Genomic DNA, 14194 nt, shown 5'->3' with positions numbered 1-14194 from the left:
CGGCCAACGATCAAGGAAGGGTACTCCGGGAGCGGTCGGCGGTGCAGCAGGATGGACAGGGTCGTTTCTCAACTACCGCTTTCGACATGCCCGTTCTGGTTGGCGAGCCCGGCGGGAGTGAGCGGATTCATAGCCGTGACATCGCGCGGGGCGATGGAGAAGCCCTGCCAGTGGACGGGCATGGGCTGCTGGTCCTCGTCCCGGGCTATGTGGTGGAAGCCCACGTTCACCCAGACCAACGGGTGGGTGAGGGTCTGGCCGTTGACCCATCCGTCGACGGACCTCTTGGCGCCGGCACCGCAGTCGCCCAGGTTGTCGCTGGCGAACTGCTCGCACTTGTTGTACTCGGTGAAGTAGACGTCGTGCCGGGTGTAGCTGCGGCCCGGGTACTTGGTGGTGGCGCCGGGGACGATCTCGTACGACCGCGCATGGCCGTCCTTGTTCTTGCCGGTGGCACTGACCACACGCCACCAGCGCATGTTCTTGGCGTCGCCCGCGAGTTCCTTCTTGACCTGGGTGCGGGTCGTCTTGTTGGTCGGCCCCTCCTGGCCGTTCGCGGGCGGACTGACCACGGAGTCGTACTGCTCGACCTTGCCCTTGGAGGAGCCGTCGAGGCCGAAGTCGAGCCGCCAGAAGACGTTGTGGCTGTGGCTGGTGGCGTACGCCTTGGCGCCCTTGCCGATGGGCCAGCCACGGCCGTCACCCGCGTCGTAGTCGTCGGGCGCGAGGCTGCCGGTGGCGCCGATGTTCATGTTGACGGTGCCGTCGTCCTGGAAGCGCCACTCGGTGATGTACTCGTACCAGCCGACCTGGTTGACGGTGTAGACGAGCAGGTCCTTGCCCTGGGTCTGCCAGACCTTGGTGCCGGTGTCGCTCTGCATGCGGTAGGCGTGGCCGCGCGAACGGGTCGTGGTGCACAGGCCCTTGACGTTCGCGTTGTCCGGGTCCCACGCCTCGGGGACCTCCACGGTCTTGATGGTGCCGCCGGGGCATTCACCGGGCGCCAGGTTCATCAGACCCTGGCCGAAGCCCGCCGCGGTGAGGTCCTGGTACTCGGCCTTCCCGTCGTCATAGGGGACGTGTATCTGGCCGAGCTTCGCGGAGTTCAGCACCTTGATCGGCTGGGACTCCCCCGGAGGCTGGTACGAGACGTTCTCCAGGACGAGCCCGGCCTCGCTCTCGTAGCGCCAGCACATCCGCCAGGTGGTGCCGGTGGTGAGCTTCTGCTCGATGCGGTAGGGCGCGCTGCACTCGGCGGGCGGCACGGGTCCGGCCTTCGGCTGGGCGGTCGCCGGCCCCGCCGCGGTGGTGAGGCCGGCGGCCAGCGCGACCGCGGAGAGGCCGACGAGCACATACTTTTCGCGCATGACGAAGAGACTCCCTAGGAGGAGAGAGTTGAGCAGGGAAAAGGTTGGGAGGTGAACCGATGGCGGTCGTCGCCCCGGGTCAGCCGAGCCTGGCCACCTTGCGGGCACTCAGGTCGATCACGAGCGAACGGGCGTCGATCCACGGCCCGTTCTTCACCTTCGGAAAGAGCCGCACACAGCGATGGTCGCCGCACGCGTCGAGTACGGCGGGCTGGGCGCCCGGAGTGGCCCGGTACCCCATGCTGCTGACGAGCAGCTGGTCGGGCGAGGTGAGTTCCGCGCCGGTGGCGTCCTTGTAGTCGGCCTTCAGGCCAGCGCCCAGGGAGTCGGCTATCAGAAGCCTGGTCGCCTCGGCCGTCTCGGCGCGGCTCAGCGGCGGCTGCACGCCGCGCTGGACGCCGGTCCGCTCGACCTTGCCGGTGTCGAGGTTGACGGTCCTGGTGACCAGGGTGTCGTCCTTGTAGTCGTAGTACGACACGTCCGCGCGGCGGGGCGCGTTCGGGTCGTCCGCCTCGGCGGCCTCGGGGTCGGCGAGGTCGATGCCGATCCGCTGCGGGCCCCGCTCGCCTTCGACGTTCTCACTGGAGTTGAGCAGCTGCCGGTTCAGGACGATCCGTTCGACCCGCGCCATCTCACCGTCGGTCAGCGGATCCCGGCCCTCGCCCTTCTCGCCCTCGACGGGCACCTGCTCGACGACACCCGGCTGCACCGCGGCCTGCTCCTGCGCGGGCTGCCCCGCGCCGCCGCCCGTACTCGCCGTGCTCCCGGTGGTCCCGGTGCCTCCCGATTCGTCGGCCCCCGCCGATCCCGGCAGCGTCACGGCGACCATCACGGCCGTACCCGCCACCGCGATCCCCGTACCCGCAACCACCTTGCCCAGGTGGCGGCGCACGATCTTGCGCACGTTGTCCCCTTACTCCCCCTCGCAGCCCAGGGAGTACGTGATAAGAAAAAGTTTTGGCATACCCGGGTATGCGGGTACGCACTGGTCGACCGGTAAGAGGGACGTAAGTCGTAGGTGGTTCCATCACTTTCGGGGAGACTCGGAGGGGAGTAGGCCCCAGCGATGGACCACAACTGAGAGAGTCGAGCGCATGCAGGTCTGGCCAGGAGATGCGTACCCACTCGGTGCCACGTATGACGGCGCCGGCACCAATTTCGCGGTCTTCTCGGAGGCCGCCGACCGGGTCGAGCTGTGTCTGCTCCACGACGACGGTTCGGAAACCGCGGTGGAGCTGCGGGAGAGCGACGCGTTCGTCCGGCACGCGTATCTGCCGGGTGTGATGCCGGGGCAGCGGTACGGGTTCCGGGTGCACGGTCCGTACGCGCCCGAGCACGGCCAGCGGTCCAACTCGGCGAAGCTGCTGCTCGATCCGTACGCCAAGGCGATCAGCGGTTCGATCACCTGGGGCGAGGAGGTGTACGGCTACCACTTCGACGAGCCCGAGCGGCGCAACGACCTCGACTCGGCGCCGCACACCATGTCGTCGGTGGTGGTCAACCCGTACTTCGACTGGGGCGACGACCGCCGCCCACGCACCGAGTACCACCACACGGTGCTCTACGAGGCCCATGTGAAGGGCCTGACGATGCGCCACCCGGCGCTGCCCGAGGAACTGCGCGGCACCTACGCCGCCCTCGCCCACCCCGCGATCATCGAACACCTGACCGCACTGGGCGTCACGGCCCTTGAACTGATGCCGGTGCACCAGTTCGTGAACGACCACCGGCTGGTGGACATGGGCCTGAACAACTACTGGGGCTACAACACGATCGGCTTCTTCGCGCCGCACAACGCGTACGCCTCCTGGGGCGACCGGGGCCAGCAGGTGCTGGAGTTCAAGTCGGCGGTGCGGGCGCTGCACGAGGCCGGTATCGAGGTCATCCTGGACGTGGTCTACAACCACACCGCGGAGGGCAACCATCTCGGCCCGACGCTGTCCTTCAAGGGCATCGACAACGCCCAGTACTACCGGCTCGCCGAGGACCAGCGCTACTACATGGACACCACGGGCACCGGGAACTCGCTGCTCATGCGGTCCCCGCACGTGCTCCAGATGATCATGGACTCGCTGCGCTACTGGGTCACCGAGATGCACGTCGACGGCTTCCGCTTCGACCTGGCGGCCACGCTGGCCCGGCAGTTCCACGAGGTGGACCGGCTGTCGTCGTTCTTCGACCTGGTCCAGCAGGACCCGGTGGTGTCGCAGGTGAAGCTGATCGCCGAGCCGTGGGACGTGGGCGAGGGCGGCTACCAGGTCGGCAACTTCCCGCCGCTGTGGACCGAGTGGAACGGCATGTACCGCGACACCGTACGGGACATGTGGCGGGGCGAGCCGCGCACGCTCGCGGAGTTCGCGTCCCGGCTCACCGGCTCCTCGGACCTCTATCAGGGCGACGGCCGCCGCCCGCTGGCCTCGATCAACTTCGTGACGTGTCATGACGGTTTCACGCTCAACGACCTGGTGTCGTACAACGAGAAGCGCAACCTGGCCAACGGCGAGGACAACCGGGACGGCGAGAGCCACAACCGGTCCTGGAACTGCGGCGCGGAGGGCGAGACCGACGACCCCGACGTCCTGGCGCTCCGGGCACGCCAGCTGCGGAACTTCATCGCGACACTGATGCTGTCCCAGGGCGTGCCGATGATCAGCCACGGCGACGAGTTCGCGCGCACCCAGGGCGGCAACAACAACGCGTACTGCCAGGACAACGAGATCTCCTGGGTCCCGTGGCCGGGTGACGGCGACAGCGACGAATCCGGTTCCGGCTCCGCCGAACTGCTGGACTTCACCCGCGCGATGGTGTGGCTGCGCAAGGACCACCCGGTCTTCCGCAGGCGCCGCTTCTTCCACGGCCGCCCCGTGGAGGGCACCCACGACGACCTGTCGGACATCGCCTGGTTCACTCCGGCGGGCGAGGAGATGGTCCAGCGCGACTGGAACTCGGCGCAGGCGGGCGCGATGAGCGTGTTCCTCAACGGCAACGCCATCTCGGAGCCGGATTCCCGCGGGGAGCGCATCGCCGACGACTCGTTCCTGCTGATGTTCAACGCCTCGCCGAAGACCCTGGAGTTCGTGGTGCCGGTCAACCACGGCCGGCAGTGGCAGGTCGTGATCGACACGGCGCGCCCGGAGGGCGTGGCACCGGGCACGGGCGCGAAGGTGGCGGCGGGCGACCGTCTGACCCTGGTGGACCGCAGCCTGACGGTGCTGCAACGCCCGGCCTAGCCTTCCTACTGCCTTCTCACGGACCTCCACGCGCGCGTGGAGGTCCGTTTCGGCGGCCGTGTGCGGGAGTCGATGACACGAAAGGCGGTGGGGCGGGTACGTAGGTTCCCATGACACCTGAGCGTCCTGACCCGGTCGTGCCCACGGCGACCTATCGGTTGCAACTCCAGCCCTCGTTCCCGTTCGGCGCGGCGGCGGCGGCCGTGCCGTATCTGGCCTCGCTCGGCGTCTCGCATCTGCATCTGTCGCCGTTCCTGGAGTCCGTGCCGGGCTCGACGCACGGCTACGACGTCGTGGACCACGCGCGCGTGCGCGGTGAGCTGGGCGGCGAGGAGGGGCTGCGAGCGCTGGCACACACCGCGCGGGAGCACGGTCTCGGCCTGGTCGCGGACATCGTGCCCAACCACATGGCCATGTCCCCACGGCACAACCGCCCCCTGTGGGAGGTGCTCCGGGAAGGCCCCGGCTCACCGTACGCGCGGTGGTTCGACATCGACTGGGAGGCGCAGGGCGGGCGCCTGCTGCTGCCGGTGCTCGGGCAGCCGCTCGGCGAGGTGTGGGACCAGCTGAAGGTCGAGCGGTGGCAGGACGCGCACCTGGGGTACGACGGTCACGTCCTGCGCTACTACGACCATGTCCTCCCCCTGCGCGAGGGCACCGAGGAGCTGCCGCTGCCGCAGCTCGTCGACGCGCAGTGGTACCGCCCGGCGTGGTGGCGGCTGGCGCGCACCGAGCTCAACTACCGGCGCTTCTTCAGCATCTCCGAGCTGATCGGGGTACGGGTCGAGGACCCCGAGGTGTTCGCGGCGACGCACGGGAAGCTGCTGGAGCTGCTCGCCGACGGGGTGGTGGACGGGCTGCGGGTCGACCATCCGGACGGTCTCGCGGACCCGGGCGGGTATCTGCGCCGGCTGCACGAGGCGACCGGGGGCCGCTGGACGGTGGTCGAGAAGATCCTGGCCGACGGGGAGCACCTGCCGGCGGGCTGGCCGGTGGCGGGGACCACCGGCTACGACGCCCTGCGGCACCTGGACGGCCTGTTCACGGACCCGGCGGGCGTGGGTGAGCTCCTCGGCCAGTACCGGCGGTTCGCGGCCCCCCAGGCCGACCGGGGCGGGCACTGGGAGGCGACGGTACGGCGGGCCGCGTACAAGGTGGTGACGCACGAGCTGGCCACCGAGGTGGACCGGCTGACCCGCGTGGCGAACCGTCTCTGCGCCGCCTCCCCCGACCCCGCGCTGCGCGACCGCGCCCCCTGGGCCCTGCGTACCGCGCTGCGGGAGCTGCTGGTCCGTATGGAGGTCTACCGCCCCTACACCCCTGGGGACACGGCCTCCGTGGTCACCGAGGAGGCCGCCGCGGAGGCACGGCAGGCGTTCGTCGTCCCGGAGGAGGGCGGCGCCGTGGACGTCGTACGGGGCCTGCTGCTCGGGCAGGGCCGCGACGCGGACGGGCCCGAGCGGGTGGAGTTCCGGGACCGGTTCGCGCAGACCTCGTCGGCGCTGCGGGCCAAGTCCGTGGAGGACACGGCGTTCTACCGCTATGTGCCGCTGCTGTCGGCGACCGAGGTGGGAGGCAGTCCGGGCAGCCCCGCGGTCTCCCCGGAGGACTTCCACGCCTACTGCGCGCGCGTGCAGCGCGACTGGCCGGCCACGGGGACGGTGCTGTCGACGCACGACACGAAGCGCAGCGCCGACGTCCGCGCGGCGCTGGCCGTGCTCACCGAGTGCCCGCAGCGCTGGGCCGACGTCCTCGCGGAGGTCACGCGCGCCGGTGAGGGCGTGCCCGACGCCCAGCTGGCGTGGGCGGCCTGGCAGACGGCCTTCGGCCTGGGCCCGGCGGACGGTGAGCGCCTCCAGGGCGCCCTGCTGAAGCACGTCCGGGAGGCGGGCCTGCACACCGCCTGGACGGAGCAGGAGCCCGCGTACGAGGCGGCGGTGGCGGCGTTCGTGGCGGCGGGTCCGTGCGGGGCGCCGGGCGAGCACGTGGCCGCACTGCGGGGCGCCCTGGAGCCGTACATCCGGGCGAACGTCCTGGGCGCGGCGCTGGTCCACCTGACGATGCCGGGCGTACCGGACCTCTATCAGGGCACGGAGAGCGAGTACCGGGCCCTGGTGGACCCGGACAACCGCCGTCCCGTCCGGTTCCCTCCCGAGGCCCTCGATGTCCCCGGGGAGAAGGGGGCGCTGACGGCGACTGCCCTGCGGCTGCGCGCGCGGCGCCCGGCGGTGTTCGGCGACACGGCGACGTACACGCCGCTCGACGCGGAGGGTCCGGCGGCGGCGCACTGTGTTGCGTTCGCGCGCTCCGGGGAGGTGGTCACGGCGGTGACCCGGCTGTCCCTGCGGCTGGCGGACACGGGCGGCTGGCACGACACTCGGCTGCCGCTGCCGCCGGGCAGGTGGGCCGATCTGCTGGTTCCGGAGCGGGAGTTCACGGGGCACGCGCGCGTGGAGGAGCTTTTCGCGCGGCTGCCGGTGGCACTGCTGGAGCGTGTCGGCGAGGAGTGAGGGGGAGGTCGGGGTGGGGGCGCGAACACTTCGTCGCGCGCCCATGTGTGCGCCTCAGCGCCCGGCGTGCAGAGGCGCACACTCCCGGCACCCGCGCGGGACCACCAGCGCGTCGTGGTGAGTGCCGTCGACCCTTTCGCGCCCCGCCCATGGGACGCGTACGCGCTCTCGGCGGGAGATGTGCGGCCGTCCCGCACGGCAGATGTCCTCACTGGCCGTTCCCGCCGACGGTGAATACTCCTTGGCGCCCCCTGGAGCCGCCCCCACCACCTCCTTGACAGTTCCTGAACGCCATGGGGTACTGCGGATTGCGACGCCGGGTGGACCAGACGGGGGTGAGTCTCCTACCGGAGCAGCGCTACCCCAGTGTGAACGAACTCGTCTCGTCCGCCCGGGCGTTGGCGGCTCAGCGGCCCGGCCTGTGCGTCTTCAGGCAGGTGGGCCTCTCCCGCGCGGGACGGCCCCTGCACCTGCTGTCCGTGGGCCACGCACAACGCGCCGTGCTCGTCGTCGCGGGCGCCCACGCCAACGAACCCACGGGCGGTTCCACGCTCCTGGCGCTCGCGGAACGGGCCGTGCACGACCGCGAGCTGCGGACGGGCACCTCCTGGCACTTCCTGCTGTGCGCGGACCCGGACGGGGCCAGCCTGCACGTCACGCCGACGCCGCGCAGCCTGCTCGACTACCACCTCGGTTTCTACCGGCCCGCCGGGCCCGAGCAGCCGGAGTGGGCGCCCTCCGTCCTGCCTCCCGACCGCCTGCCGCCGGAGACCCGTGCCCTGACCACTGTCATCGACGAACTGCGGCCCTATCTCCAGGTCACCCTGCACGGCACCGATGTGGGCGGCAGCTGGGTGCAGTTGACGAAGGACGTCCCCGGGCTCGCCGAGCCGTTCGCCAAGTCGGCGGCGGAGCTGCACATCCCGGTGGAGACAGGTGCGTCGGACGCGGCGGGCTGGCCCGCGTCGGGGCCCGGCGTGCACGTGATGCCGGCGCCGGGCTCGGACGCGGCGTACCCGAGCATGCCGGACGACGCGCGGCACAGCACCTGGTACCACGCCCACCGGTACGGCGGCCTGACGGCGGTCGTCGAGGTGCCTATGTGGGCGAGCGACCTGGTGGACGATCCGGCCCCGCATCCCGCGCCTGCGGCGGCGATACGGCGGCTGGCGGGCCGGCTGCTGCGGGACGGGGTGGAGGTCGAACAGGTCCTCGCCGACGCGCAGCCCCGTCTGACGGGCGCCGAGGGGCCCCTGCTGCGGGCCACCCGGTGGGCGCTGGAGCTGGTGCCCGGGCTGGCCGCCGACTGGACCCACACGCCGCCCGCCGACACGACGATGGCGTACGTCGGCAGCGTGGACGCCTTCGGCCGCCGGCTGCCCCTGCGGGCCGCCGCGATGCTGCTGCGGGTCCTGCGGGAGACCGACGACCGCGCGGCACCGCACCTCGAACACCTGGTCGCGGCCTGGAGCGAGGCCTTCATGGACCGCTTCCGGGCCCGCTGGGTGCCCCTGGAGCACCAGGTCGAGCACCAGGCACGCACGGTGGTGGCCGCGGCGCGGCACGCGCGCGAGGGAGCTCCTAGGAGGTAGGCAGGCGAAACCGTGCCCCTCCGGAGCGCCCCCGACAAGGCCCTACAGGGCGAACACCGCCCCGGTCCTCGCCCCCAGTTCGCATCCGTTGGAGAAGGTCCTGTCGTACTCCCGCGGACGGCCGTTCCACTCACCCCGCGCGTGCACGGTGACGGGCGAGTAGAGCATCGGGCAGAGGGTCTTGCGCGGCGGGATGCCGCCGATGTCGCCGTCCGCCGCGGCGAGTTCCGCACAGGCGCGGGCCGCCTGGGCGTGTCCCATGGGCGGGTCGCACAGCACCAGCGTGCCGCGGGTGTCGGCGGCGCCCGACTCGCCCCGGGTGACGGTGACGTAGAGCCAGTTGCCCCGGACGTCCTCCTGGGAGACCGCCTGGGCCGGGGCGGAGCCCGCGAGGAGGAGGCCGACGGCCAGCAGGGCACCGCGTACCGCTCGCGCGGTGCCGGCGGGCCTGCTGATCCGGACGGGCTCGATCGTGTTGCCGGTGCTGATCGTGTGGGTCATTCCCTGTGCATCGGCACCGCGGTCCCCGCGCCCCAGCCCGACTCACCCGAACGTGATCCCGCGCGCGTGCGGCGGTCCGCCAGTTCGAACGCGGCGAGCGCCACCCGCGACTGGTACTCCACCTGACGGGCGACCGGTATCCAGCGCGCCCCGCAGCCGTCGCGGTAGTCGGCGCACCACTCGTCGATCAGCCGGTCGAGCGCGCCCAGGACCTCGGCGGCCTCCGGCCCGGCGCCGCGCGCCAGCTGGTGCAGCAGCCCCGCCGTACGCAGCGCCAGCCGCCGTCCGGCGATGCGCAGGGCGGCCAGGTGGGCATTGCTGAGCGGTGGCAGCCGGCGCGCCGTGCCGTCGTCGGTGTCGGGGTCCCAGGCGTCGGCGAGACCGGGGCAGACCAGTAGGTAGTCGTCCACCGGGGCGAGGAGACGGTCCGCGTCCGGCACGCGCGCGAGGTGGGGCCGCAACCGTCCGAGGGCCACCTCCAGATACCGCGTGTCGTGCCGCAGCGTGTGGCTGACGGTGCGCAGCACCGTGTCCGCGTCGACGGGCGCCGTGTCGTCCTCCACGGCGGCCACACCCCACATGGGCGCCTCGACGATCGCCGTCACCGTGCCGTACCGGTGCGGATGGAACCAGGTCGACTCGACGGCGGCCTCGGTGATGGCGGCGGCCAGGTCACCACGCCTCGGCGGCGGTATCCGGTGCACGGCGGGTCCCAGTCCGGGCCAGTACAGGCTGTCGTACGGGCCCAGCTCGCGCGGGATGCCGAGCCGGGCCGCCGTCTCGGCGACGCGCTGCGGGAGGCCCGGCAGGTCGCGGGTGAGTTCCACGAAGCCGCCGCCGACATCGACGCCGTGCAGCGAGCACTGGAAGAACGGCCGCAGTTCGTCCTGGAGGGCGAGCAGCGCGCGGGTCTCGGGCAGAGCGGCCCGGGCCGCGCCGTCGGGCAGCCATTCGGGCTGTTCCAGGAAGCCGGGCCGGAAGAAGTTCCGGAAGTAGTGGCCGAGGGTGTAGGGACCCGCGAGCCAGCCCTCGTTACGGCGCGAACCGTCGGGATCGAGGCACAGCAGGAGGTTCCAGGTGGCGTCCGCGCGGAGGGTCGGTCCGGGGTCGGTGAGGACCCGTTCGGCCAGCCGGAGGACGGTGGCACCGCCCACGGGCTCGTTGGCGTGCGGTCCGGCGACGACCAGGGCCTGACGGCTGCCGTGTCCCACGGAGACCAGCCGCAGGGGCGTGCCCGCGCGCGAGGTGCCCACGGTGCGCAGCCGGGCGTCGGCGGGATGGCGGGCGACGAGGGCGGCGGCCCGGTCGGCAAGCTCGTCCACGGACGGGTAGCGGAGGAGCGGCGACAGGGCAACCTCCCCAGCGGGGCCGTCGGTTCACTTGGTGTACATGGCGCACGCACAGTCAGTCACGGCTCGGGAGGTACGTCAACACCGCGACACGCAAAGTGACTTGCTCCGGGGGAGCGGCCCGGCGGAAGCGGCCCTGCGGAAACGGCCTCACTCCGCCGAGAGGCGGAACGCCATGTTCCCGAAGCCGATCTGGTCGCCGTCCCGGACGACGGCCGCGCCGATCACGCGGCGCCCGTTCACCGTCGTGCCGTTGGTCGAACCGAGGTCGCGCAGCACCCACAGGCCGCCCTGGTGCCGGAGTTCGGCGTGGACGCGCGAGACCGTCTCGTGGGTGAGCCGCAGTCCGTTGGCGGGGTCGCGCCCTATGCGCAGCGGGTGACCGTTGCCGGGGTGGGGCAGCAGCAGCTTGGGGAGCCGCTCGGCCTGCCAGGCCCTGCGCAGCCGTACCGTGAAGCCGGAGACCGCTTCGACCGTCCCGAACACCAGGCGGGACAGGCGCTTCTCGGTGGGCAGGTCTGCGGTGAGGGCGGCCAGCTCGTCGGACCGGCGGGCGGCCAGCGCCAGTTCCATGCGCCGGATGAACGTGTCGTGCGAGAGCCGACCCAGAGCGACCCCTTCCCGCAGCGCCTTCAGCGCCCGGTCGCGTTCCGCGTCGGAGAGGCGCGGTGGGTACGTGTGGAACTCGAAGGACGACGTCACGTTCGTGATTGTCGGGCAGCGCGCGCGGGGTGTCCACAGAACGCGGAAACGGCGGCCACCGGGCCGACATGACGACACCGGGGGCAACCGTGCGGAGGAAGCCCGGACCGTCGGCGTTTGAAGCACCATGGGACGGGCTACGTCCCGGTGAGCACCGCTCGGCAGAGTAAGGGGAACCGTCCGTGCACTTCGAGGTGTGGGCACCGCAGGCCAGTCGCGTGACGCTCCAGTGCGACGAAGGCACGCACACGTTGGAGCGCGATCCGGAGCGCGCGGGCTGGTGGTCCGGTGAGGCCGAGGCCCGGCACGGGTCGCGATACGGCTTCGCCGTGGACGACGGCCCCGTGCTGCCCGACCCACGCTCGCGCCGACAGCCGGACGGCCCGGACGGACTGAGCGCAGTCGTCGACCACGGGCGCCACATCTGGCAGAGCGAGTGGGCGGGGCGCGCGCTGCCGGGCGCGGTCCTGTACGAGCTGCACGTCGGCACGTACACGCCCGAGGGCACACTGGACGCGGCGGCCGAGCGGCTCGGCCACTTGGTGGAACTGGGCGTCACCCACGTCGAGTTGATGCCGCTGTGCCCGTTCCCGGGGCGGCACGGCTGGGGGTACGAGGGGGTGTCGCTGTGGGCTGTGCACGAGCCGTACGGCGGCCCGGAGGCGCTGAAGCGCTTTGTCGACCGGGCGCACGCACTCGGTCTCGGTGTGGTCCTGGACGTCGTGCACAACCACTTGGGACCGTCCGGCAACTATCTCCCCGCCTTCGGCCCGTACTTCACGGACACGCATCAGACACCCTGGGGCTCCGCGGTGAACCTGGACGCGCCCGGCTCGGACGAGGTGCGCGCGTATCTGCTCGGCAGCGCGCTGGCCTGGCTGCGCGACTACCGGATCGACGGGCTGCGGCTGGACGCGGTGCACGCGCTGCGGGACACGCGCGCGTGCCACTTCCTGGAGGAGCTGTCGACGGCTGTGGACGCCCTCGCCGCCGACCTGGGCCGGCCGCTGTCCCTGATCGCCGAGTCCGACCTCAACGACCCGCGGATCGTCACCCCGCGCGCGGGCGGCGGTCTCGGACTGCACGCGCAGTGGAGCGACGACTTCCACCACGCCCTGCACACGGCACTGACCGGTGAGTCGCAGGGCTACTACGAGGACTTCGCGCGGGCCCCGTTCGCGGCGCTCGCCAAGACGCTCTCGGGCGGCTACTTCCACGACGGCACGTACTCGTCCTTCCGGGGCCGCGCGCACGGCCGCCCGCTCGACCGCACCGGCGTCGCCGCACACCGGTTGCTCGGCTACACGCAGACCCACGACCAGATCGGCAACCGCGCCCAGGGCGACCGCCTTTCGGCCTCCCTCTCCCCCGGGCTGCTCGCCTGCGGCGCCGCCCTGATGCTCACCGGGCCGTTCACGCCGATGCTGTTCATGGGCGAGGAGTGGGCGGCGGGCACCCCGTGGCAGTTCTTCACCGACCACACGGACCCGGACCTCGCGGAGGCCGTACGGCGGGGCCGGCGAAGGGAGTTCACGTCGCACGGCTGGGCCGAGGAGGACGTGCCGGACCCCCAGGACCCGGCGACCCGTGACCGTTCCTGCCTCGACTGGTCGGAGCCCGAACGCGGGTCGCACGCGCGTGTGCTGTCCTGGTACCGGGAGCTGATCGCCCTGCGCCACGCCCAGCCCGACCTCACGGACCCGGACCTCTCGGACATCAAGGTCGCGTACGACGAGGAGGCCCGCTGGCTCGCCTTCCGGCGCGGGGACGTACGTGTCGTGGCGAACCTCGCCCCGAAGTCGGCGGCGATCCCCCTGGGCCCGCGGCGGGCGCGGGTGCTGGCCGCCTGGGAACCGGTCGAACTGCCGGGCGGGGACGGGCTGCTGCACGTTCCCGGGGAGTCCTGCGTGGTGCTGGAGCAAGGGTGAGCACGGGGTGAGACCTACCCCTCCTCGTCCTCCTCCCGCAGCTCCGTCACGCGCTCCAGGAGGATCGCCTCCCACGCCCGCCGCAGTTGGACTCTCAGCAGTGGCAGCGGGCCGGAGTCGCGGCCGGCGAGGCTCCCGGCCAGCCGGACGACCGTGTCGCAGCGGGCGAGCCACAGGCCGCGCAGGCAGGGGCGGGCCGCGTACCCGGCGAGGGTGGCGGCCCGTACGGCGGCGGGTGAGCCGACCGCGAGGGCGAGGCCGGCGATGTCCTCCGCCGGGTCGCCGACGACCGCGTCGGTCCAGTCGAGGACCCCGCGCACCCGCCCGTCGGCGCTCACCACGAGGTGCTCGTCCCTGAGATCGTGGTGGACGAGAACCGCCGTACCGGCCTGCGCGGCGAGTTGTGCGGTGGCGGACGCGGTCAGCTGGTCGAGCCGGACGGGGTCGAACTCGTCGGCCTCGGCGAGGCGTTCGGCCGCGCCTTCGGCCGCCCGCCGCAGCGCCTCCAGGGAGCGTGGCCCGACCCTCGGCACACCGAGCGTCTCGGCCTGGCGTACGGGCACCTCCCGCAGCCCTGTGAGCAGCGCGGCCAGGTCCGCCTCGCCGACCGCGGAGACGTCGTGCTCCTCGGCCGAGCCGCCGGGCAGCCTGGTGTCCAGCGTGTAGGACAGTCCGTCGGCCCACTCGCCGTGCGCCACGCCGACGGGGACGGCGACGCCGATGTGCGGGCGTACGAGGTCGCGCAGGCGCGGTTCGCGGCGCAGTCGCGCGGACGTCTCACGGTCGGGGGCCAGACGCAGTACGTGCCGGGAGCCGACCCACCAGGTGGAGTGCTCGCCGGCCGCCCCGGCCGTGCGGACGGGCCGGACGTCGGGGCCGGCGGTACCGGTCGTGCCGTCCGCGAGCAGGGAACGGAGCAGTCTGCGGACCGTGTCCGCGGTGGGTGTCGGTGCCTGGGTCATGATCGGGCCGCTGTCGTCCGGGGGTGAGGGCGGGGGTGGGCTCCTGGCGTGCG

Annotated in this window: 10 protein-coding genes; 4 read left to right on the top strand and 6 right to left on the bottom strand. The window is 72.3% G+C overall.

Translation table 11 applies throughout. The features are described from left to right. Positions 1–68 precede the first annotated feature (68 nt). Positions 69–1367: a copper amine oxidase gene (locus IEY89_RS11680; RefSeq protein ID WP_189147279.1), complete on the bottom strand. Its 1299-nt coding sequence runs from the start codon at positions 1365–1367 to the stop codon at positions 69–71. Between the two features lie 79 nt (positions 1368–1446). Beyond that, positions 1447–2271: a Tat pathway signal sequence domain protein gene (locus IEY89_RS11675; RefSeq protein WP_189147278.1), complete on the bottom strand. Its 825-nt coding sequence runs from the start codon at positions 2269–2271 to the stop codon at positions 1447–1449. Positions 2272–2461: 190 nt separating this feature from the next. Between IEY89_RS11675 and glgX the strand changes: the two genes are divergently transcribed. From glgX to IEY89_RS11660, 3 genes are all read left to right on the top strand, one after another. Then, positions 2462–4597, top strand: a complete 2136-nt coding sequence (gene glgX, locus IEY89_RS11670) for a glycogen debranching protein GlgX (protein WP_189147277.1) — start codon at positions 2462–2464, stop codon at positions 4595–4597. Positions 4598–4707: 110 nt separating this feature from the next. Continuing rightward, the gene (treY, locus tag IEY89_RS11665; protein ID WP_189147276.1) at positions 4708–7107 is read left to right on the top strand and encodes a malto-oligosyltrehalose synthase; all 2400 of its coding nucleotides are present in this window, start codon (positions 4708–4710) and stop codon (positions 7105–7107) included. A 335-nt stretch (positions 7108–7442) separates the two neighbouring features. Next, complete coding sequence (locus IEY89_RS11660; RefSeq protein ID WP_189147275.1) at positions 7443–8699, top strand: M14 family zinc carboxypeptidase; 1257 nt, start codon at positions 7443–7445, stop codon at positions 8697–8699. A 42-nt stretch (positions 8700–8741) separates the two neighbouring features. Here the strand turns inward: IEY89_RS11660 and IEY89_RS11655 are convergent, their stop codons facing one another. The 3 genes from IEY89_RS11655 to IEY89_RS11645 form a co-directional block, all read right to left on the bottom strand. Continuing rightward, entirely contained in the window at positions 8742–9200 is a 459-nt protein-coding gene (locus IEY89_RS11655) for an SSI family serine proteinase inhibitor (protein WP_189147274.1), read from the bottom strand. Next, positions 9197–10522 (bottom strand): M14 family zinc carboxypeptidase, encoded by a 1326-nt coding sequence (locus IEY89_RS11650; RefSeq protein ID WP_189147273.1) that lies wholly within the window; start codon positions 10520–10522, stop codon positions 9197–9199. The genes IEY89_RS11655 and IEY89_RS11650 overlap by 4 nt, the downstream gene beginning before the upstream one ends. A gap of 177 nt (positions 10523–10699) precedes the next feature. Next, complete coding sequence (locus IEY89_RS11645) at positions 10700–11251, bottom strand: FHA domain-containing protein (RefSeq protein WP_189147272.1); 552 nt, start codon at positions 11249–11251, stop codon at positions 10700–10702. A gap of 182 nt (positions 11252–11433) precedes the next feature. Between IEY89_RS11645 and treZ the strand changes: the two genes are divergently transcribed. Next, entirely contained in the window at positions 11434–13179 is a 1746-nt protein-coding gene (gene treZ, locus IEY89_RS11640) for a malto-oligosyltrehalose trehalohydrolase (RefSeq protein ID WP_189147271.1), read from the top strand. A 14-nt stretch (positions 13180–13193) separates the two neighbouring features. Here treZ and IEY89_RS11635 read toward each other — a convergent pair whose 3' ends face one another. After that, positions 13194–14141, bottom strand: a complete 948-nt coding sequence (locus tag IEY89_RS11635) for an aminoglycoside phosphotransferase family protein (protein ID WP_189147270.1) — start codon at positions 14139–14141, stop codon at positions 13194–13196. Between the last annotated feature and the right edge of the window lie 53 nt (positions 14142–14194).

The organism is Streptomyces lacrimifluminis, assembly GCF_014646095.1.
Lineage (GTDB): Bacteria > Actinomycetota > Actinomycetes > Streptomycetales > Streptomycetaceae > Streptomyces > Streptomyces lacrimifluminis.
This window is presented reverse-complemented; position numbering and strand designations above follow the sequence as displayed.

What these genes read in the sequence shown, in the direction of transcription:
- IEY89_RS11680 (WP_189147279.1), bottom strand. Translation starts at nt 1,367, where the DNA reads ATGCGCGAAAAGTATGTGCTCGTCGGCCTCTCCGCGGTCGCGCTGGCC.
- glgX (WP_189147277.1), top strand. Translation starts at nt 2,462, where the DNA reads ATGCAGGTCTGGCCAGGAGATGCGTACCCACTCGGTGCCACGTATGAC.
- treY (WP_189147276.1), top strand. Translation starts at nt 4,708, where the DNA reads ATGACACCTGAGCGTCCTGACCCGGTCGTGCCCACGGCGACCTATCGG.
- IEY89_RS11655 (WP_189147274.1), bottom strand. Translation starts at nt 9,200, where the DNA reads ATGACCCACACGATCAGCACCGGCAACACGATCGAGCCCGTCCGGATC.
- IEY89_RS11635 (WP_189147270.1), bottom strand. Translation starts at nt 14,141, where the DNA reads ATGACCCAGGCACCGACACCCACCGCGGACACGGTCCGCAGACTGCTC.